Below are 18,935 nucleotides of genomic sequence, written 5' to 3'. Positions count from 1 at the left end.
TTTGAACGTGCTCAGGATGTATCGGGTGCAGCCTACATATCTTATGGTGCTGGTCCAGCCGGGTATTCGGGCGGGTGGCGGGAAGCCGGCACCGGTCTGCCCCCGCCTGTCCCGTTCTGGGCGGCCCGCCCGCCCGTGAAGTCCGGCAGGCTCTACCAGGCCAGCTGCGAGATCTCCTCCGCCACCACCGCGCACGCGTCCGCCGCCGGGTCGATGAGCGGAAAGTGGCCGACCCCGTCCAGCAGGGTCAGCCCCACCATCTCCCCCGCCTTCGCCGCCGCGGCCACGTACGACTCCGCCACCGCGGCCGGCACCACGATGTCCTCGCGCCCCTGCACCACCGCCGTCGCGATGCCCGTCGGGAGCAGGGCCGCCGGGTCGGCGAAGGGGAGGCGGGCGGCGAACTGCTCCGGTCCGCCCAGCAGCTGCGCACTCGCGCCGCCGCACACGCCGAGCTCCTCCGCCACCGCGAAGTCCGCGATCGGGGCCAGAGCCACCACACCGCGCAGCGGCGGCGGGGCGGGCAGCCGCCACGGGGAGTCGTACGGGAGCACGTGCCGGGCCGCGCCCCACAGCGCGAGGTGGCCGCCGGCCGAGTGGCCGGTCAGGACCACCCGGCGGATGTCGGCCTGCGGCAGGGCGGCCGCGGCGAGGTCCGGGAGGGCGTCCAGCGCGGCGGCCACGTCGTCGAAGGTCTCCGGCCAGCGGCCGGCGACCGGCCCCTCGGACCCCTGGTGCGGCAGGGAACTGCCGCGCCGGTACTCGACGTTGGCGACTGCGAAACCCCGCCGGGCCAGGAAGTCGGCGAACGGCGTGACGTGCCGGCGGTCGTACGGAGCCCGCCAGGCCCCGCCGTGCAGCACGGCGACCAGCGGAGCCGGGCCCTCGGCCGCGCCGCGCGGGGCGTAGAAGTCGACGACCTGGTCGGGGTGTTCCCCGTACGCGGCGGTCGCGTCCGGCGCGACCGCCGGATGGGAGAAGGCCGAGGCAGCCTCGGCGGCATCCCGTTCCACTGCGGCGGGGTCCGTCATCGGCTCAACCTCTCGGTAACGCGTGGGACAGCGGGGACAGATGTTCCGGTGGTCCGGCAGAGCGGGACCGTATCAGTCTGGAACGCGCCGTTCCGTGCGGGGCCCGGGATGTGCCGGAGCGGGCGGAGCCGTAGCCCCGCCCGCCCGGTGATGTGACGTTTCGCTACGGGGTCACCCGAAAATGTGACCCAGTGTGCGCGCCGCACGTTCCGCGTCGGCGAATCCGACGTACAGCGGGGTGAAGCCGAAGCGCAGGACGTCGGGGGCCCGGAAGTCCCCGATGACGCCGCGCGCGATGAGCTCCCGCATGACCTCGCGGGCGTTCTCGGTGCGCAGCGAGACCTGGCTGCCGCGGTGCGCGTGCTCGGCCGGGGTGACCGACTCGACCTTGCCCTGCGGGACGTACGCCGCCACGCATTCGAGGAAGAAGTCGGTCAGGGCGAGGGACTTGGCGCGCACGGCTTCGACGGACACCCCGTCCCAGACGTCGAGCGCCGCCTCCAGGGCCAGCATGGACAGGATGTCCGGCGTGCCCACGCGGCCCCGCCGCGCGCCGTCGGCCGGGGTGAACTCCGGCGTCATGGCGAACGGATCGGCGTGGCCGTTCCACCCGGGGAGGGGGGAGTCGAAGGCGGCCTGGTGGCGCTCGGCGATGTACAGGTACGCGGGGGCGCCGGGGCCGCCGTTGAGGTACTTGTACGTGCAGCCGACCGCGAGGTCGACGGCGTGTTCGTCGAGGCCGACGGGGAGGGCTCCCGCGGAGTGGCACAGGTCCCAGACTGTGACCGCGCCGGCGGCGCGGGCCGCGGCCGTCAGGGCCGGGAGGTCGTGCAGCCGGCCCGAGCGGTAGTCGACGTGGTTGAGGAGCACCACGGCCGTGTCCTCGCCGATCGCCCCCGCGGCGGCGGACGGGTCCACGGGGACCACGTCGAGGCCGGTCATCCTGGCCGCCGAGGCGGCGATGTAGCCGTCGGTGGGGAAGGTGGCGGCGTCGACGAGCAGCCGGGTGCGGCCCGGCTCCGCCAGGCGGGCGGCGCCGACCAGGGCCTTGAAGAGGTTGACGCTGGTGGAGTCGCCGACGACCACCTGGCCGGCGGCCGCGCCGACGAGGGGGGCGAGCTTGTCGCCGATCCGCTCGGGGGCGGTCCACCAGCCGCTCTCGTCCCAGGAGCGGATGAGCAGCTCGCCCCACTGCCTGGCGACGACGTCGGCGGTGGCGTCGGCGACGCCGGCCGGCAGCGCGCCGAGGCTGTTGCCGTCGAGGTAGACGACGCCCTCGGGCAGGGTGAAGCGCTCGCGGAGCTTGGCCAGCTCGTCGGCGGTGTCCAGGGCCTCGGCGCGGGCCTGGAGATCAGGGGTCCGCGTCGGCTCAGACATGGCTGCGGGCCGTCCACAGCTCGGGGAAGACGTTCTTCGTGGCGCGCTTCTCCAGCCAGGTGACGCCCGCCGAGCCGCCCGTGCCCGTCTTGGCGCCCATCGCGCGGCGGGTGGCCACGAGGTGGTCGTTGCGCCAGCGCCAGACCAGTTCGGCGACGTCCGTGAGGACCTCGCCCAGCCGGTGCAGGTCCAGGTGCTCGTCCGGGGCGGCGTACAGGCCCGTCCAGACGGCCTCGACCTCCGCCGAGGGCTCGTAGCGCTGCGAGAGGTCGCGGTTCAGGACCGCGTCCGGGACCGGCAGGCCGCGGCGGGCCAGCAGGCGCAGGACCTCGTCGTAGAGGCTGGGCTCGTGCAGGGCCTTCTCCAGCTCCGCGTGGACGCGCGGGGCGCCGCGGTGCGGGACCAGCATGGAGGCGGACTTCTCGCCGAGCAGGAACTCCATGCGGCGGTACATCGCCGACTGGAAACCGGAGCCCTCGCCGAGCGCGGCGCGGTACGCGTTGAACTGGCCCGGAGTGAGCTGGGCGAGCGGGCGCCAGGAGGCGTTGAGGGCCTCCAGTTCGCGGAGGGATCGTTTCAGCGCGTCCATCGCGACCGGGACGCGGTCCTCGCGCAGGGCCTTCGCCGCGGTTTCCCACTCGTGGACGATGACCGTGAACCACAGCTCCATGACCTGGGTGGTGACCAGGAAGACCATCTCGCCGGGGTCGTCCGAGCGGAGGTTCTGGAGGTGGGTGAGGACGTCCGCCTGGACGTAGTCCTCGTACGGGGTCGTGCCGTCGAAGTCGAGGTTCGGGGTGTCCGAACCGGCTCCGGAGGCATCAAGGGTGTTCGACATCGCTGTCTCCTCGACACGTGCTTCCGGGTAGCGGTCCGCTCCTTCCGTGAGGCAAGTGGAGCCCCGGTCCCCTGCCCGCATCATAGGACCCGGTCGGGGCGGGGCTCCAGCGGGGAGTGACGTACGTCACATCCCCTTCCCGTGGGCCTAGGCCCCCAGCGCGTCCGCGGCCGTCTGCGAGGAGTCGCGCAGGAAGGTCGAGCAGCGCTCGTATTCCTCCTTCTCGCCGATCGCCTCGGCGGCCCGGGCCAGGGCGTTCAGAGCGCGGAGGAAGCCGCGGTTCGGCTCGTGCTCCCACGGCACGGGGCCGTGGCCCTTCCAGCCGGCCCGGCGCAGGGCGTCGAGGCCGCGGTGGTAGCCCGTACGGGCGTACGCGTACGACTCGACCGTGCGGCCGGCGGCGAAGGCCTCGTCGGCGAGGGTCGCCCAGGCGAGGGAGGAGGTGGGGTGCGCGGCCGCCACCTCGACCGCGGGAGTGCCGGACGCCAGGGCCTCGCGGCCGGGCTCGTCGGGGAGGTGGGTGGGGGCGGGGCCCCCGAGCAGGTTCTGGTGAATGGACATGCCCCCAGTCTGGGGTATCGCGGGGCACGACGGCCGAAGGGCCCGGCCCGCCGTCGTCGGACGGCGGGCCGGGCCCTTCGGTGGGAACGGCGTGAACGTACGCGCGCGAGCGCCTACTTCAGCGCGTGAGCGCCTACTTCAGCTTGGTGCCCGTGGAGCGCAGGTTGGCGCAGGCCTCGGTGACGCGCGCGGCCATGCCGGCCTCGGCGGCCTTGCCCCAGGTGCGGGGGTCGTACTTGGACTTGGTGCCGACCTCGCCGTCGACCTTCAGCACACCCGCGTAGTTGCTGAACATGTGGTCCACGACGGGGCGGGTGAACGCGTACTGGGTGTCGGTGTCGAGGTTCATCTTCACGACGCCGTTCTCCAGCGCGGTGGCGATCTCCTCGGCCGTGGAGCCCGAGCCGCCGTGGAAGACGAAGTCGAACGGGGAGGCCTTGCCGTACTTCTCGCCGACGCCGGCCTGGAGGTCCTTGAGGAGCTCGGGGCGCAGGACGACGTTGCCCGGCTTGTAGACGCCGTGCACGTTGCCGAAGGAGGCGGCCAGCAGGTAGCGGCCCTTCTCGCCCAGGCCCAGGGCCTCGGCGGTGCGGATCGCGTCCTCGACGGTGGTGTACAGCTCGTCGTTGATCTCGTGGCTGACACCGTCCTCCTCGCCGCCGGTCGGGGTGATCTCGACCTCGAGGATGATCTTCGCGGCGGCGGCCTTGGCGAGCAGCTCCTGGCCGATGGCCAGGTTGTCGGCCAGGGTCTCGGCGGAGCCGTCCCACATGTGCGACTGGAAGAGCGGGTTCAGACCCTTGGCGACGCGCTCGGCGGAGATGTCGAGCAGCGGACGTACGTAGCCGTCCAGCTTGTCCTTGGGGCAGTGGTCCGTGTGCAGCGCGACCGTGATGTCGTACTTGGCGGCCACGATGTGCGCGAACTCGGCCAGGGCGACGGCGCCGGTGACCATGTCCTTGTTGTACTGGCCACCCAGGAACTCCGCACCACCGGTGGAGATCTGGATGATGCCGTCGCTCTCGGCCTCCGCGAAGCCGCGCAGCGCAGCGTGCAGGGTCTGGGACGAGGTCACGTTGATGGCCGGGTAGGCGAACTTGCCTGCCTTCGCCCGGTCGAGCATCTCGTTGTAGACCTCGGGGGTTGCGATGGGCATCTGTCCGCTCCTTGGATGTGCGGGGAGTGTGCTTATTGCGGGCCCTGACCTGGGGGCGACGTCATCGTCGCACCCATCTTTCCAGACTCAGCCCGACACTCCACCCCCGCTGTCGGCCAGTACGGCCGGAAGCCGCCGGGATGTTTCACGTGAAACATCCCGGCCACCCGAAAAGCAGCAGGTCAGGACATGATCCGGGACGTACGGGGACCTTCGGCCCCAGTTGTCCGGGTGCGGTGTCCGGGCGCCGGTGGCTAGGACAGGCCCAGGTCCTCGAGGCGGTAGCCGGTGAGGTAGGGGAGCCCCGCCTCGGCGATGGCGCCGGCCGCGCCGCGGTCGACGATCGTGGCGACGGCGACGACCTCGCCGCCGGCCTCGCGGACCGCCTCGACGGCGGTCAGCGGGGACCCGCCGGTGGTGGAGGTGTCCTCGACGACCAGGCAGCGCTTGCCCTTGACGTCGGTGCCCTCGATGCGGCGCTGCATGCCGTGGGCCTTCTGAGCCTTGCGGACGACGAAGGCGTCCAGGCGGGCGCCGCGCGCGGCGGAGGCGTGCAGCATCGAGGTCGCGACCGGGTCGGCGCCCAGGGTGAGGCCGCCGACACAGTCGAAGTCGAGGTCGGCGGTGAGGTCGAGCATGACCTGCCCGACCAGCGGGGCCGCCTCGCCGTCGAGGGTGATCCGGCGGAGGTCGATGTAGTAGTCGGCCTCCCGGCCGGAGGAGAGGATCACCTTGCCGTGCACGACGGCCTTGTCCTTGATCTGCTGCAGAAGCTCATCGCGTGTGGCTGCCGCCATGACTTCGTTGACGTCGCTCATGCCCCTGAGCTTAATTCGGCTCTACGGGAGCCGCCGCCACGTCCACGTGGTGGAGACCTCCAGCGGGTCGACGGGGGTGACCAGGCGCGGGAGGGTGTTCAGCCCGTTCGGCGGGCCCGACTGCGGTTCGACGCAGACGGCCTCGGCCTCCTCGTCGTACACGACCACCCACTCCTCGCGGCTGGTGACCTTGAGCTCCAGCGCGCCGGGCCACGTGAGGGTGACGTCCACCCCGTGCGGCATGCCGAAGCAGTCGTCCCACGGGCCGGGCTTCGGGTCGATGCGGTGGCCGGTGGGGAGGTGGTCGTCGCCGCGCTCCTCCTGCCACTCGGGCGCGAAGTCGAGCCGTACGTCCTCGCCGCCGGTGCCGAGGTTGCGGCGGAACCAGGGGTGCCAGCCCGCCTGGGCCGGGAAGGAGTCGCCGTACGTCTCGACGCCCATGGAGAGCGTCAGCCCGTCGGGGGTCAGCTCGAAGCTCTGGGTGACCCGGCCGGGCCACGGCCACGGGTCGGCGAGGTCGAAGACGAACGCCGCCTCGGTGTCCGTGAGCCGGCCCCGGCGCCAGGCGGTGTCGCGGCCGAAGCCGTGGATGGCGTGCGGGGGGTGGTTGAGCGGCAGTTGGTGGACGACCCCGCCGTCCCGGAACTGCCCGTTCGCGGTGCGGCCGCACCAGGGGACCATCGGGAAGGCCCCGAAGTGCGGGCCCTGGCGCAGCAGCTCGGTCCCGTCGACGCGCAGGCTGCTGATCCGGCAGCCGTTCTCCTGGTCGATGGTCAGCTCGGCGCCGCCGGCGCTCAGTTGCGTACTCATGCGGACGAGCGTAGTGGGGGTCAGGGGCGGCCTGATCGGCAAGACACCCCCTAACGACGGCGGCGCAGGGCGCGGCCGATGACGACGGCCGAGGCCAGGGCTAGGGCGGCGGCGGGGACGAGCCAGCGCAGGCTGTCGCCGGCGGTGGTGGTGGCAGGCGCGGGGACCGGGGCGTACCGGCCGCGCGGGGGCGCGTGGTCCACCTCCTCGGCGCTGCGGCCGATCATGGTGCGGCGGGCGTGCGCGGCCTCGGCCGGGGGCCGCGGGAGATCGCCGAGGTCGTCGAGGTCGTCGAACCCGCCGGCCAGGAAGGGGTCCAGGGAGGGCGGCGGTACGTCGGTCTCGAAGACCGAGGCGGTGACCTCGGTGATGTCTTCGTCCTCGGACCCGTCGGACCCGGCGCCCTCGTCCTCCTCCGCGTCCGCCACGGGATCGCTCACCTCGGACTCGGCGGACTCGGCGGACTCGGCGGACTCGGCGGACTCGGCGGGCTCGTCGGATCCCGCCGACTCGCCGCGCGCCGCCTCCGCGAGGCGTTCCGCGGTCTGGTCCAGCAGTCGCCGCACGGCGGTGGCCGTGGCCTCGGGGGTGAAGGCGGCGGCGCGTCCGTCCGCGGCGGCCCCGGCGGTGAAGTCGAGCCGGGTCCGGTGGTCCCCCTCCGGAGTGAGCCGCAGCGCGAGCGCGAGCTTCACCGTCCCGCTGCCCCGGACCTCGGTGCCCTCGCCGTCGACGGCGAAGTGGTCGCGGTCCCGTTCGGTGACGGAGAAGGCGCCCCGGTAGGTCACGGTGTGCCCGCCGACCCGGATCTTCAGCCGGCCGGAGAGCGGTCCGGACGCGGTGTCGGCGTCCTGGTGGAGCCCCGGCACGCACCGGGCCGTCCGGACGGGATCGCGCAGCACGGCGCGGAGACTGTCTGCCGGTACCGGAACGAACGCCTGATGCTCCATGCGGTCGAGCCTACCGACGAGGACCGCACCGGGTCACGAATACCGCGGGTGCGGCAGGGTCGACGGCGGAAGTCCCGTCATCCGGGTGCGCTCGGCGTCGCGCGCGGCGTCCTGGAGCGAGCGCGTCGACAGCGAGCGCAGCGCCGGCGTGTCGCGGTCCACCTTCAGCGGGGGCGCCTGCTCGCGGGCGGCCAGTACGAAGCCCCAGTCCTGCGGGGGCGCGCCGCTGCCGCCGAGGGGGGTGCGGTCGGGGCCTGCGGCGAAGCCGGAGAGGCGGCCGCCCGCGCTGTAGGGGGAGGTGCGCAGACCGGCCGCGCGCAGGGTGGACTCGACGGTCCAGTAGCTGCGCGGGCGCGTGTCCATCGGCCCGGCGTGCACGGCGAGCCGGCCCCCGGGCCGCAGGGCCCGCGCGGCCAGTCCGTAGAACTCCTGCGAGTACAGCTTCGTGCTGGGGGTGATGCCCGGGTCGGGGAGGTCGGAGACGATCACGTCGAAGCGGCCCCGGGCGGCCGGTCCGCGCAGCCAGCGGAAGGCGTCCTGGGTGACGACGCCGAGCCGCGGGTCCTCGTACACGCCGGCGTTGAGCGCGGAGAGCATCGGGTCGGTGCGGGCGAGCCGGACCACGCCGGGGTCGAGTTCGACGACGGTGACGGAGGCGACGTCGCGGTAGCGGAGCACCTCGCGGGCGGCGAGCCCGTCGCCGCCGCCGAGGACCAGGACCCGGGTGTGCGGGCCGGTCATGGCGGGGTGGACGAGGGCCTCGTGGTAGCGGTACTCGTCGTAGCCGCTGACCCGCAGCCGGCCGTCGAGGTACAGGTCGAGGGAGCGCGGGGAGCCGGTCGACGGCCCGGTGAGCACCAGCTCCTGCACCCCGGTCTGGACGGCGACCCGCACTTCCTCGCCGTAGACGGCGCCGCGGGCGACCCGCTCGAAGTCGTCGGCGAGGACGGTCGCGCAGGCGAGCACGGACAGGACCGTCACGTTGGCGGCGACCAGCGTCCAGCGGGCGCGCCGGCTCAGGTCGCGGCGGAACAGCCAGAGCACGAGCCCGCCGCCGACGACCGCGTTGACCGTGCCGGTGAGCATGGCGCCGGTGAGCTGGCCGAGCACCGGCAGCAGCAGGAAGGGGAAGGCGAGGCCGCCGACCAGGGCGCCGACGTAGTCGGCGGCGAACAGGTCGGCGACGGCCCCGCCCGCGTCCTGTCTGCGGATGCGCTGGATGAGGGCCATCAGGAGCGGGATCTCCGCGCCGATGAGGACGCCGATGGCGAAGGAGAAGGCGACGAGCGCGGGCCGGGATTCACCCAGCCAGGCGAAGCTCGCGTACAGCGCCATGGCCGAGAGCCCGCCGAGCAGCGCGAGCCCTGCCTCGATGGCGGCGAAGCCGAAGGCGGGCCGGTGCCGCAGCCGCTTGGCGAGCAGGGAGCCGACGCCCATGGCGAAGACCATGACGGACAGCACGACCGACGCCTGGGTGACGGAATCGCCGATGAGGTAGGAGCCGAGGGCGAGCAGCTCCAGTTCGTATACGAGCCCGCAGGCGGCGCAGACGAACACGGTGGCCAGCACGAGGAGTCGGCCGGTCCGGGGCCGTACGGGCAGGGCGGCCGGGACGGTCCCCGCGCCCCGCGGCTCCGGAGCCGGGAGCACCCGGCGCGGGACGGAACGGTCGATCATGAAGCGAACCGTACGTCACCGCCCACGCGCATCCGGTCACCCACATGGGTGCAAGTGGCGTACTGATCCGGCCAGTTGGCGTAATCCCGCGGGAACGGTCGCGCCCCGCGGACCACCGGGGTCCGGGGCCGCCCCGGCGCGCTCCCGGAGGCCCGGGCGCGGCGGCCCGCCGGGCCACGGCGGGCGGGGGGAGGCGGGGGGGAGGCCGGGGGAGGCGGGGCGGAGGCGGCTCAGAGCACCGCGTGCGACTCCAGGGTGGCCACGGCCGACGCGCCCGCGCGTACGCCGATCCGGGTCCTGGTGGCCACGAGTTGACCCTCCTGCGGGTACGCGTGCCAGGTCCGCCAGCGCACCTGGCCCTCGTAGTGCTGGGCCAGCATGGCGGTGAAGGCGTGCGGACTGCCCGGGAAGGTGCCCGCTAGCCCGTTCGGGTGGTCTGCGACCAGTGCGAGCAGCTCCTGCGCCCGGCCCGCGAAGGAGCCGCGGGACAGGGTCTCGACCCGGGCGGCGAACTCGTACTCCCAGTCGCCCACCCGCTTGGCCACGCCGAGCGGCAGCGGCGTGCTGCTGCCGGGCATACAGGCGACCGTCTCCGAACAGAGCACCTCGCCCTCCTCCAGGAGCACCTGATGAGAGGCCCCGAGCAGGCGCAGCTCCACCTTCGCACCCGACAGGTCGAGGTTCAGTACGGCCAGGGCGGGCAGCCGGTCCCGACCCAGGGCCCAGGCGAGATCGGCGGCACGCGTGTCGGTGTAGGTGGTCTTGAGGGTCGTGAGCATGAGTCGGCTCCGCAAACGCGCGAGGGAGATGGGCCGGGGCCCGCCAGCGGTAGTCAACGGGTGGGGGGACACCGGCACGGGTCCACTGGGGGTCCCCCCAGCGGTAGCTGGGGGAGAAGTCCAGGGAGGTCCGAGGACTGGTCTACTCAACCGAGGGAATCATGAAAGGCACGGCACTCACAGCGTTTTTACCCAACTTGACGGGGTTTACATCCCCCCGGGGGCTCCACAGTTCACGTGTTCAACCACAGGCGTCCCGCGCGTCGTGGTGCGTGCGCGAAAGCAGAGGGCGCCCCGCGGAAAACGTACCGCCGGGCGCCCTCGTGCGCGCGGTGCCGGCTGCCCCGTGTCAGCTGGAACCGCCGCACCCCCCGCCACCGCCGCAGGAGGACGACGACGATCCGCAGGAGGAGGACGAACCGCAGGAGGACGAAGATCCGCTGCTGCCCCCCGCCCACCAGCTGCTGTTGCTGCTGCTCGAACCCGAGCTCGCACCCGAGCCGGATCCGGAGTACCCCTTGTGGAACGAACGGACCGCCACCGTCACGACGAAGGCGACGACCATCAGACCGATCACAATGAAGACGAACACCATGTCCGCCCCCTCTCTCACGCCCCGGTCTTCCCGGGGGACGGGATCCCCGCGTCCCGTGTGAAGGGGGGATGCCCCCAGGCCACGCGGCCCAAAGCACACTTGAGCAAGTCCAGAGGTTCCCCGCAGGATGGCGCTCATGAGCGCACCCGTGAGCAGCGACCGCCCCTTCCTCAACCGCCGTCTGGCGGCCTTCGGCACCACGATCTTCGCGGAGATGTCGGCGCTGGCCGCCCGCACCGGGTCGATCAACCTGGGCCAGGGCTTCCCCGACACCGACGGCCCGGCGGAGATCGCCGAGGCGGCCTCCCGCGCGGTCCTCACGGGCCTCGGCAACCAGTACCCGCCCGGCCCCGGCGTCCCCGAGCTGCGCACCGCGATCGCCGCGCACCAGCAGCGCTTCTACGGCCTCGCCTACGACCCCGACACCGAGGTCCTGGTCACGGCCGGCGCCACCGAGGCCATCGCCGCCGCTCTGCTGGCCCTGCTCGAACCGGGCGACGAGGTCATCGCCCTGGAGCCGTACTACGACTCGTACGCGGCCTGCATCGCGATGGCCGGCGCCGTGCGCGTCCCCATCACCCTGCGCCCGCACGCCGGGGCCTTCGCCCTCGACCTGGACGAGCTGCGCGCCGCCGTCACCCCGCGCACCCGACTGCTCCTGCTGAACACCCCGCACAACCCGACGGGCACGGTCCTGACCCGCGAGGAGCTCGCCGCCGTCGCCGCCCTGGCCGTGGAGCGCGACCTCCTGGTCGTCACGGACGAGGTCTACGAGCACCTGGTGTTCGAGGGCGTCCACACCCCCCTGGCCGGGTTCCCCGGCATGCACGAGCGCACGGTCACCATCTCCTCCGCCGGGAAGACGTTCTCCTTCACGGGCTGGAAGGTCGGCTGGGTGACGGCGCCCCCGGAGCTGGTCACGGCGGTCCGCTCGGCGAAGCAGTTCCTCACCTACGTCTCCTCCGGCCCCTTCCAGTACGCGATCGCCGAGGCCCTCGCCCTGCCCGACGCGTACTACGAGGACTTCCGCGCGGACCTGGCCGCCAAGCGCGAGCTCCTCGCCGACGGCCTCGCGTCGGCCGGCTTCGAGGTCTACCGTCCGCAGGGCACGTACTTCATCACCACGGACATCACCCCGCTCGGCGAGAAGGACGGACTGGCCTTCTGCCGCGCCCTGCCCGAGCGCTGCGGCGTGGTCGCCATCCCGAACCAGGTCTTCTACGACGACAAGTCCGCCGGGGCCACCCAGGTCCGCTGGGCCTTCTGCAAGCGGACCGAAATCCTCCGCGAAGCGGTGTCCCGCCTGGGCCGTCTCTAGCCCCGGACCGGGGCGTCGTCGTTTTTCAGGTGTGCTTGCGGGGTGAGCGAGGCCGGTGTGAAGCTGACGGCCTGGAACGTGCCCGAAGCTCTCATCATCGGATGAGCGTCCTCACGAAGAGCAGGAAAGTCGGGATACATGGCAACGGGCAGAGTCTCGGTGTCCGCGTCGCCACTGGAGATGCGCGCCGTCAAGGCGGTGCGGGCCGCGGCGCCGCCGGCGGTCATCGCGCTCGGGGTGTTCGCCGCCGTACGCGGCGCCGGGGTACTGGTCCTCACCCTCGGCTCCTGGTGGGCCGGGAAGGACCCGCTCCGGGTCCTGGGCAGGTCCTGGGACTCCGTCTGGTACCTCGGGATCGCCGCCAACGGCTACGGGCGCACCCAGATGTGGCCGAGCCCCACCACCGGCACCGGCTCCATCCAGAGCGACTACGCCTTCTTCCCGCTCTACCCGACCCTGATCAGGCTGGTCGGCTCGGTACTGCCCGGCGGGCTGGTCCCGGCCGGGATCCTCGTCGCGTGGATCTGCGCCGCGGTCGCCGCCGTCGGCGTGTACCGGATCGGCGAGCGGGTGATCGGGCCCCGCGCCGGACTGCTGCTCGTCGGGCTGTGGGCGGCGCTGCCGCACGCCGTCGTGCTGAGCCTGGCCTACACCGAGGCCCTGCTGGCCGCGCTCGCCGCCTGGGCCCTCTACGCCCTGCTGCGCGAGCGCTGGCTGTGGGCGGCCGGCCTGGCCGTGCTCGCGGGGCTGACCCGGCCGACCGGGCTCGCGGTCGCCGCGGCCGTCTCGGTGACGGCCCTGTGCGCGATCCTCAGCCGCCGGTCCCGGGCGCCCGAGGTGTGGGTGGCCGGGCTGCTGGCCCCCGCGGGCTGGGCGGCGTACGTCGTGGCCGTCGGGGTGCGGGTGCGCGATCCCCTCGGCGGGTACTTCGCGGTGCAGCGGCACTGGGGCTCGCGCTTCGACTTCGGGGCCGGGGCGCTGCGCTCCGCCGAGCGGGTGCTGACCGGCGGGCACGTGCCGCTGGCCACCACCGTGACGGTGGTCCTGCTGGCCGCCGCCGGGCTGCTGGCGATGCTGCTGGTGCTGGACCGCACCCCGCTGCCGCTGCTCGCCTACACGGCGATACTGCTGCTGATCGCGTACGGCGGGGCCGGGTTCTTCGAGTCGAAGCCGCGGTTCCTGCTCCCGGCCTTCCCGCTGCTGCTGCCGGTGGCGGCCGTCATGGCGAGAGCCCGGCCGCGCACCGCGGTCATGGTGACCGCGGGGCTGGCCGGGCTCAGCTACGGCTACGGGCTCTACCTGCTGCTCGTGGCCCGCGTACCGCTCTAGGAGCGGGTCCTAGTTGTTGTTGTCGCCCTCGTCGTCGCCGCCGGTGGAGTCGATCTCCTTCTCCAGGCCGAGCTGCTCGACGAGCCACTTGTCGAACTCGATGGAGGCGCGGACCCAGCTGACCGTGGAGGACACGAAGTGCTCCAGGCTCACGCCGGTGCCGATCAGCATCTGCGCCTCACCGATCAGGCGGACCGAGCCGTCGTCGTGGGTGTGGCTGTAGACCTTCGGCCACAGGGTGCGGCGGTTCCAGTCGTCGATCGACTCGAGAAGCTGGGGCTTCTCGTCGATCTTGTGCGGACGGTCGTAGAAGGTCCGCACGGAGAAGACCTGCTGCTCGTCTTCGCCGCGGAACATGAAGTACGTGCGGAAATCCTCCCACGGCGCCGCGAGGTCACCCTCGTCGTCGACGACGTACTTGAGCTCCATCTGCTCCAGCAGCTGCTTGACCAGATCCTGGTCGGGGACGACGGGGCCCGCCGGTCCTGTGGCCTGCGGATCGGGCTGCTGCCCTCCGAAGTTCGGAATCGAGGCCGGGTCGATGCTCACCGTGTACTTCCCTTCGTGCGGATACCTGCATCCTCCCCCATGCCGCCCACCCCGTGTCCAGCCCGACGGCGTTCGATCCGCTCCGGGCGGACACGGGGGTGCGGCGGCGGAGGTCAGAGGGCCTTTCCGACCAGCAGGTCTTCGCCGGCGACGTCGACCCGCACGGTGTCGCCGTCCCTGACCTCGCCGGAGAGGATCTCCTTCGCGAGGCGGTCGCCGATCGCCGTCTGGATCAGCCGGCGCAGCGGCCGCGCACCGTACGCCGGGTCGTTGCCCTTGTCGGCCAGCCAGGCCAGGGCGTCCGGGGTGACCTCCAGGGTCAGGCGGCGGTCGGCCAGCCGCTTGGCGAGGCGGCCGATCTGAAGCTCGGCGATGTGGGCCAGCTCGTCGCCGGTCAGCGCCGAGAAGACCACCAGGTCGTCGAGGCGGTTGAGGAACTCGGGCTTGAAGCTCGCCCGGACCACGTCCAGGACCTGCTGCTTCTTCTGCTCCGCCGGGGTCGCCGGGTCCATGAGGAACTGGCTGCCCAGGTTCGAGGTCAGCACCAGGATGGTGTTGCGGAAGTCCACCGTGCGGCCCTGGCCGTCGGTGAGACGGCCGTCGTCCAGGACCTGGAGCAGGATGTCGAAGACCTCCGGGTGGGCCTTCTCCACCTCGTCCAGCAGCACCACGGAGTACGGGCGGCGGCGGACGGCCTCGGTGAGCTGGCCGCCCTCCTCGTAGCCCACGTACCCGGGCGGGGCACCGACCAGGCGGGCCACGGAGTGCTTCTCGCCGTACTCCGACATGTCGATGCGGATCATCGCCCGCTCGTCGTCGAAGAGGAAGTCGGCCAGCGCCTTGGCCAGCTCGGTCTTGCCCACGCCCGTGGGGCCCAGGAAGAGGAACGAGCCCGTCGGCCGGTCCGGGTCGGCGATCCCGGCCCGGGTGCGGCGCACGGCGTCCGAGACGGCCCGTACGGCCTCGCCCTGGCCGATCAGGCGCCGGCCCAGCTCGTCCTCCATGCGCAGCAGCTTCTGCGTCTCGCCCTCCAGGAGCCGGCCGGCCGGGATGCCGGTCCAGGCGCCCACCACGTCCGCGATGTCGTCGGGGCCGACCTCGTCCTTGACCATGGTGTCCTTCGACGCCTCGGCCTCGGCCTCGGTGGCCTCCGCCAGTTCCCGCTCCACCGTCGGGATCTCCCCGTAGAGCAGCTTGGAGGCGGTGTCGAAGTCCCCGTCGCGCTGGGCGCGCTCGGCCTGTCCGCGCAGGTCGTCCAGGCGCTCCTTGAGCTCACCGACGCGGTTGAGGGACTGCTTCTCCTTCTCCCAGCGCGCCGTCAGCCCGCGCAGCTCCTCCTCGCGGTCGGCGAGGTCCTTGCGGATCTTGTCGAGGCGCTCGAGCGAGGCCGGGTCGGACTCGTTCTTGAGCGCCAGCTCCTCCATGCGCAGCCGGTCCACCGCCCGCTGGAGCTCGTCGATCTCCAGCGGCGAGGAGTCGATCTCCATGCGCAGCCGGGAGGCCGCCTCGTCGACCAGGTCGATGGCCTTGTCCGGCAGGAAGCGGGAGGTGATGTACCGGTCGGAGAGGGTGGCCGCGGCGACCAGCGCGCTGTCGTTGATCTGCACCTTGTGGTGCGCCTCGTAGCGGCCCTTGAGCCCGCGCAGGATCGCGATCGTGTCCTCGACGGACGGCTCGGCGACCAGCACCTGCTGGAAGCGCCTCTCCAGCGCCGGGTCCTTCTCGATGCGCTCGCGGTACTCGTCCAGCGTCGTCGCGCCGACCATCCGCAGCTCGCCGCGGGCCAGCATGGGCTTGAGCATGTTGCCCGCGTCCATCGCCGAGTCCCCGCCGGCGCCCGCGCCGACGACCGTGTGGAGCTCGTCGATGAAGGTGATGATCTGGCCGTCGCTGGACTTGATCTCCGCCAGGACCGTCTTCAGCCGCTCCTCGAACTCACCGCGGTACTTCGCGCCGGCGACCATCGCGCCCAGGTCCAGGGAGACCAGCCGCTTGTTCTTCAGCGACTCCGGCACGTCGCCCTTCACGATGCGCTGCGCCAGCCCCTCCACCACGGCCGTCTTGCCGACGCCGGGCTCGCCGATCAGCACCGGATTGTTCTTCGTGCGCCGCGACAGCACCTGTACGACGCGGCGGATCTCGTGGTCCCGGCCGATCACCGGGTCGAGCTTGCCCTCGCGGGCGGCGGCCGTGAAATCGGTGCCGAACTTCTCCAGCGCCTTGTACTGACCCTCGGGGTCGGGGGTGGTCACCCGCCGCCCTCCTCGTGCGTTCTGGAAGGCGTCCAGCAGCTTCTTCGCACTGGCGCCCTGGGCGGAAAGGACCTCACCCGCCGCGCCGCCCTTGGCGGCGAGCGCGATGAGGAGGTGTTCGGTGGAGAGGTAGTCGTCGCCGAGCTTGCCCGCCTGGGCGTCGGCCTCGGCGAGTACGGCGAGCAGCTCGCGGGTGGGCTGCGGGGGCGCGACCGTGGACCCGGTGACGCTGGGCAGGGCGGCGAGCAGCCGCTCCGCGCCGTCCCGTACGGCGACCTGGTCGGCGTCGGAGGCCGCGAGGAGGTCGGTGACGTTCTCGTTGTCCTCGCCGGCGAGGAGCGCCAGCAGCAGGTGCGCGGGCGTCAGATCGGCGTGGCCGTCCTTGACGGCCCGGCTGGTGGCCGCGTTCAGCGCGTCCCGGCTCTTGTTGGTCAGCTCGGCATCCACGGGTGACTTGCTCCTCTCTCGGGGGACAGAACCATGACATAAACAACCTACGCAAAGTTGAGTCTATTCCACTCAAGGCAGGCGGCTCAAGGCAGGCGGCTGTCCCCCGGACGGGCCCGCCCCGGCCCGCCCCGTACCCTTCGGGCCATGTCCCATGACGTACTCAACCCGACGCCCGAGTACCTCGCCTTCTGGCAGGAGCGGCACGTCTGCACGCTGACCACCCCGCGGCCCGACGGGACGCCCCACGTGGTGCCGGTGGGCGTGACGTACGACCCGGAGGCAGGGCTGGCCCGGGTGATCAGCAACAGGCACAGCAGGAAGGTCCGCAACATCCTGGCGGCGGAGCCGGGCACGGCCCGGGTCGCGGTCTGCCAGATGGAAGGACGCCGCTGGGCCACCCTCGAGGGGCGCGCGGTGATCCGCACGGACGAGGCGTCGGTCGCCGACGCGGTGGCGCGCTACGCGGAGCGCTACGGGCGGACGCCCTCGCCCAATCCCGACCGGGTGGTCATGGAGATCACCCTGGACCGGGCGATGGGCCGCGCCTGACGGCGGCCGGGGCCGGCGCCCGCCGGGCCCGACGGCGGCCGGCCAGGGGCGCGATCCGCAACCAAATCTTGTCCGGCCGACGAGTGGACGCGGACATCACAACGGCGCCATCGTGGTCAGGTCCACGATGGCGCCGTTGTGTGGGGGTAGCACCTGAGCGATCTGCAACGACGGGGGAATCGCTTCAGGCACTGCGGGGGGTGGCGGTGGTGATATCAGGTTCGAAGAGCTGGTGATCGCGCTGGTCGAGGTTGACGAAGACCATTCCGTAGCGCACCTCGCAGCGGACGGGCTGCGGCGCGCCGCGGGGGCGACGCAGGCAGCGGTACGCACGTACGTCCTCGTCCTCCTCGCGCACGATGACGATCGGCTGTCCGAACAGGGTGACCATCAACGAGTCGCCAGGGTGGGGGATGGCCGTGGCGAGGTCGATGAACTGCCAGCCGGAGCGGTAGGCAGAGGCCATTTCGCGGCGGAAGCCGCGGTCGTCGGGGGTCATCAGGAGACCTTCGCCGGCGTGGTGTTCCAGCCGAGATCAGCGGGAGCCGTGTTCCAGCCCAGATCGGTCTTGCCTACCGATTCGACGGGCGTGCTGGTACTGGTACCGGTGTCGGCCTGAACGCTTCCCGCGTCGCCGTTGAAGGCGACGACTGCCCCATGGACCGCAACGACGGAGAAAACAACGGCAAGCACCGAGCGAAGCATTCTCTTATACATGGTCGGCTTCGTCCTCACTTGATGGAATCCTCTCCCCCGCGTGACTGACGATGGCTTATTCAGGCACGTCAGTGCCACAGGGACGATGCATCATGTTCTTACATGTTCAGGACCCTGGGGGGTGGAGATTTGCCCAAGAGCGACACAAACCCGACACATCCCCACCCGGTCACAGCCATGTGCCCCGAGGGAGCGCGCCTCTACGCAGCCGCGCTGAGCACCGGCCGCGTCTCCCGCGGCGAGGTGGAGAACGCCCCCTGCCTGCTCGAATTCGCTCTGCTGAGGCCCGACCCCGATGACGCGAACCAGCTGCGCGCGGTTCCCCCGTCCGTCGCCCTCACCCAGCGGCTCCATCCGCTCGAGCGCGAGATCCGCGACCGCAGACGCAGCGCCGTAGATCTCGCCGACGCATTCGAGCCGTTCCTGACCATCAGCGCCCAGAGCCCCGCGACCACCCACGCCATCACCGTGCTGGAGGGCTTCGAGCAGATCAACGCGGCCCTCGACCTGGCCACCGCCGAGTGCCACACCGAGGCCTTGACCGTACAACCGGGCGGAGCCCGGCCCAGCTTCATCCTCACCGAGGCACTGGAGCGCGCTGCGCCGCTGCTCAACCGGGGGGTGAGCATCCGCACGCTCTACCAGCACACGGTACGCCACAGCCAGGGCACGCTCGCCTACGTGGACCGGATCTCCACGGGGAAGGTGGAGATCCGCACACTTGAGGAGCTCATAGAGCGTCTCATGATCTTCGACCGCACGGTGGCCTTCATCCCCGCGAGCGACGACCGGACGGTGGCACTGGAGCTGCGGCACCCGGGACTGGTCGACTATCTCATCAAGGTCTTCGAGCAACTGTGGCGCCGCGCCGTGCCGTTGAGCGAGGAAGTGACGTACACGCACGCCCCGGACGGCATCTCGGGCGTGCAGCGCACCATCGCCCAGCTGCTCGTCGAGGGGCACGTGGACGAGGCCATCGCACGCCGCCTGGGGATGAACGTACGCACCTGCCGGGCGCACATCGCCAAGCTGGCCGCCTACCTGGGCAGCGGCAGCCGCGCCCAACTCGGCTTCCTCATCGCCCAGTCCGGGATCCTCGACACCCCGGAACACCGGCAGCTCTGACTACCCACTGCCGGCCCACACAAACGGAAGGCCCCCACCCGTTCCCGGGCGGGGGCC

General features: G+C 72.1%; 18 protein-coding genes. 4 read left to right on the top strand and 14 right to left on the bottom strand.

The features are described from left to right. Positions 1-152 precede the first annotated feature (152 nt). The 10 genes from ACFWP3_RS01070 to ACFWP3_RS01025 all read right to left on the bottom strand — a co-directional run bounded on the left by ACFWP3_RS01070 (position 153) and on the right by ACFWP3_RS01025 (position 9,994). A complete protein-coding gene (locus tag ACFWP3_RS01070) occupies positions 153-1,031 on the bottom strand; it encodes an alpha/beta hydrolase family protein (protein ID WP_384215295.1) in 879 nt (292 codons plus the stop codon). A 171-nt stretch (positions 1,032-1,202) separates the two neighbouring features. Then, positions 1,203-2,408: a kynureninase gene (gene kynU, locus ACFWP3_RS01065; RefSeq protein ID WP_384215294.1), complete on the bottom strand. Its 1,206-nt coding sequence runs from the start codon at positions 2,406-2,408 to the stop codon at positions 1,203-1,205. Then, positions 2,401-3,246, bottom strand: coding sequence for a tryptophan 2,3-dioxygenase family protein (locus ACFWP3_RS01060; protein WP_384215293.1), 846 nt, complete (start codon positions 3,244-3,246; stop codon positions 2,401-2,403). Before ACFWP3_RS01060 ends, kynU begins: the two co-directional genes overlap by 8 nt. A gap of 147 nt (positions 3,247-3,393) precedes the next feature. Then, the gene (locus ACFWP3_RS01055) at positions 3,394-3,807 is read right to left on the bottom strand and encodes a DUF3151 domain-containing protein (RefSeq protein ID WP_384215292.1); all 414 of its coding nucleotides are present in this window, start codon (positions 3,805-3,807) and stop codon (positions 3,394-3,396) included. Positions 3,808-3,940: 133 nt separating this feature from the next. Next, positions 3,941-4,963, bottom strand: coding sequence for a class II fructose-bisphosphate aldolase (fbaA, locus tag ACFWP3_RS01050; RefSeq protein ID WP_069920910.1), 1,023 nt, complete (start codon positions 4,961-4,963; stop codon positions 3,941-3,943). 254 nt (positions 4,964-5,217) lie between these two features. Then, entirely contained in the window at positions 5,218-5,781 is a 564-nt protein-coding gene (gene pyrE, locus ACFWP3_RS01045) for an orotate phosphoribosyltransferase (protein ID WP_384215291.1), read from the bottom strand. Between the two features lie 21 nt (positions 5,782-5,802). Further along, entirely contained in the window at positions 5,803-6,591 is a 789-nt protein-coding gene (locus ACFWP3_RS01040) for an aldose 1-epimerase (protein ID WP_384215290.1), read from the bottom strand. Between the two features lie 50 nt (positions 6,592-6,641). Further along, positions 6,642-7,538 (bottom strand): SRPBCC domain-containing protein, encoded by an 897-nt coding sequence (locus tag ACFWP3_RS01035; RefSeq protein ID WP_384215289.1) that lies wholly within the window; start codon positions 7,536-7,538, stop codon positions 6,642-6,644. A 33-nt stretch (positions 7,539-7,571) separates the two neighbouring features. Next, positions 7,572-9,215, bottom strand: a complete 1,644-nt coding sequence (locus ACFWP3_RS01030) for a polyamine aminopropyltransferase (protein WP_384215288.1) — start codon at positions 9,213-9,215, stop codon at positions 7,572-7,574. Positions 9,216-9,445: 230 nt separating this feature from the next. Then, entirely contained in the window at positions 9,446-9,994 is a 549-nt protein-coding gene (locus tag ACFWP3_RS01025) for a DUF2617 family protein (protein WP_384215287.1), read from the bottom strand. Positions 9,995-10,716: 722 nt separating this feature from the next. On the opposite strand from ACFWP3_RS01025, the gene ACFWP3_RS01020 reads away from it, so the two are divergent. Together ACFWP3_RS01020 and ACFWP3_RS01015 are read left to right on the top strand one after the other, a co-directional pair. Further along, positions 10,717-11,907, top strand: coding sequence for a pyridoxal phosphate-dependent aminotransferase (locus ACFWP3_RS01020; protein ID WP_384215286.1), 1,191 nt, complete (start codon positions 10,717-10,719; stop codon positions 11,905-11,907). Positions 11,908-12,045: 138 nt separating this feature from the next. After that, positions 12,046-13,236, top strand: a complete 1,191-nt coding sequence (locus ACFWP3_RS01015) for a glycosyltransferase family 39 protein (protein ID WP_384215285.1) — start codon at positions 12,046-12,048, stop codon at positions 13,234-13,236. A 9-nt stretch (positions 13,237-13,245) separates the two neighbouring features. On the opposite strand, the gene ACFWP3_RS01010 is transcribed toward ACFWP3_RS01015, so the two are convergent. Both ACFWP3_RS01010 and clpB read right to left on the bottom strand, forming a co-directional pair. Next, a complete protein-coding gene (locus ACFWP3_RS01010; protein ID WP_384215284.1) occupies positions 13,246-13,785 on the bottom strand; it encodes a YbjN domain-containing protein in 540 nt (179 codons plus the stop codon). A 113-nt stretch (positions 13,786-13,898) separates the two neighbouring features. Then, positions 13,899-16,484 (bottom strand): ATP-dependent chaperone ClpB, encoded by a 2,586-nt coding sequence (gene clpB, locus ACFWP3_RS01005; protein WP_384215283.1) that lies wholly within the window; start codon positions 16,482-16,484, stop codon positions 13,899-13,901. Positions 16,485-16,631: 147 nt separating this feature from the next. On the opposite strand from clpB, the gene ACFWP3_RS01000 reads away from it, so the two are divergent. Further along, the gene (locus ACFWP3_RS01000) at positions 16,632-17,036 is read left to right on the top strand and encodes a pyridoxamine 5'-phosphate oxidase family protein (RefSeq protein ID WP_384215282.1); all 405 of its coding nucleotides are present in this window, start codon (positions 16,632-16,634) and stop codon (positions 17,034-17,036) included. A gap of 184 nt (positions 17,037-17,220) precedes the next feature. On the opposite strand, the gene ACFWP3_RS00995 is transcribed toward ACFWP3_RS01000, so the two are convergent. Both ACFWP3_RS00995 and ACFWP3_RS00990 read right to left on the bottom strand, forming a co-directional pair. After that, positions 17,221-17,535, bottom strand: a complete 315-nt coding sequence (locus ACFWP3_RS00995; protein WP_030026718.1) for a hypothetical protein — start codon at positions 17,533-17,535, stop codon at positions 17,221-17,223. Continuing rightward, a complete protein-coding gene (locus ACFWP3_RS00990; RefSeq protein ID WP_361750491.1) occupies positions 17,535-17,771 on the bottom strand; it encodes a hypothetical protein in 237 nt (78 codons plus the stop codon). Before ACFWP3_RS00990 ends, ACFWP3_RS00995 begins: the two co-directional genes overlap by 1 nt. Before the next feature lie 84 nt (positions 17,772-17,855). On the opposite strand from ACFWP3_RS00990, the gene ACFWP3_RS00985 reads away from it, so the two are divergent. Next, positions 17,856-18,878 carry a helix-turn-helix transcriptional regulator gene (locus tag ACFWP3_RS00985; protein WP_384215281.1) on the top strand — a complete coding sequence of 341 codons (1,023 nt, stop codon included), beginning with the start codon at positions 17,856-17,858 and terminating at the stop codon, positions 18,876-18,878. Positions 18,879-18,935: the final 57 nt, after the last annotated feature.

The sequence above is a fragment of the Streptomyces sp. NPDC058525 genome (genome assembly GCF_042719495.1).
Taxonomy (GTDB): domain Bacteria; phylum Actinomycetota; class Actinomycetes; order Streptomycetales; family Streptomycetaceae; genus Streptomyces.
The sequence above is the reverse complement of the archived record's forward strand: the minus strand, read 5'-3'. Positions and strand labels throughout refer to the sequence as shown.

What these genes read in the sequence shown, in the direction of transcription:
- ACFWP3_RS01070 (WP_384215295.1), bottom strand. Translation starts at nt 1,031, where the DNA reads ATGACGGACCCCGCCGCAGTGGAACGGGATGCCGCCGAGGCTGCCTCG.
- kynU (WP_384215294.1), bottom strand. Translation starts at nt 2,408, where the DNA reads ATGTCTGAGCCGACGCGGACCCCTGATCTCCAGGCCCGCGCCGAGGCC.
- ACFWP3_RS01060 (WP_384215293.1), bottom strand. Translation starts at nt 3,246, where the DNA reads ATGTCGAACACCCTTGATGCCTCCGGAGCCGGTTCGGACACCCCGAAC.
- ACFWP3_RS01055 (WP_384215292.1), bottom strand. Translation starts at nt 3,807, where the DNA reads ATGTCCATTCACCAGAACCTGCTCGGGGGCCCCGCCCCCACCCACCTC.
- fbaA (WP_069920910.1), bottom strand. Translation starts at nt 4,963, where the DNA reads ATGCCCATCGCAACCCCCGAGGTCTACAACGAGATGCTCGACCGGGCG.
- pyrE (WP_384215291.1), bottom strand. Translation starts at nt 5,781, where the DNA reads ATGAGCGACGTCAACGAAGTCATGGCGGCAGCCACACGCGATGAGCTT.
- ACFWP3_RS01040 (WP_384215290.1), bottom strand. Translation starts at nt 6,591, where the DNA reads ATGAGTACGCAACTGAGCGCCGGCGGCGCCGAGCTGACCATCGACCAG.
- ACFWP3_RS01035 (WP_384215289.1), bottom strand. Translation starts at nt 7,538, where the DNA reads ATGGAGCATCAGGCGTTCGTTCCGGTACCGGCAGACAGTCTCCGCGCC.
- ACFWP3_RS01030 (WP_384215288.1), bottom strand. Translation starts at nt 9,215, where the DNA reads ATGATCGACCGTTCCGTCCCGCGCCGGGTGCTCCCGGCTCCGGAGCCG.
- ACFWP3_RS01025 (WP_384215287.1), bottom strand. Translation starts at nt 9,994, where the DNA reads ATGCTCACGACCCTCAAGACCACCTACACCGACACGCGTGCCGCCGAT.
- ACFWP3_RS01020 (WP_384215286.1), top strand. Translation starts at nt 10,717, where the DNA reads ATGGCGCTCATGAGCGCACCCGTGAGCAGCGACCGCCCCTTCCTCAAC.
- ACFWP3_RS01015 (WP_384215285.1), top strand. Translation starts at nt 12,046, where the DNA reads ATGGCAACGGGCAGAGTCTCGGTGTCCGCGTCGCCACTGGAGATGCGC.
- ACFWP3_RS01000 (WP_384215282.1), top strand. Translation starts at nt 16,632, where the DNA reads ATGTCCCATGACGTACTCAACCCGACGCCCGAGTACCTCGCCTTCTGG.
- ACFWP3_RS00995 (WP_030026718.1), bottom strand. Translation starts at nt 17,535, where the DNA reads ATGACCCCCGACGACCGCGGCTTCCGCCGCGAAATGGCCTCTGCCTAC.
- ACFWP3_RS00985 (WP_384215281.1), top strand. Translation starts at nt 17,856, where the DNA reads ATGTTCAGGACCCTGGGGGGTGGAGATTTGCCCAAGAGCGACACAAAC.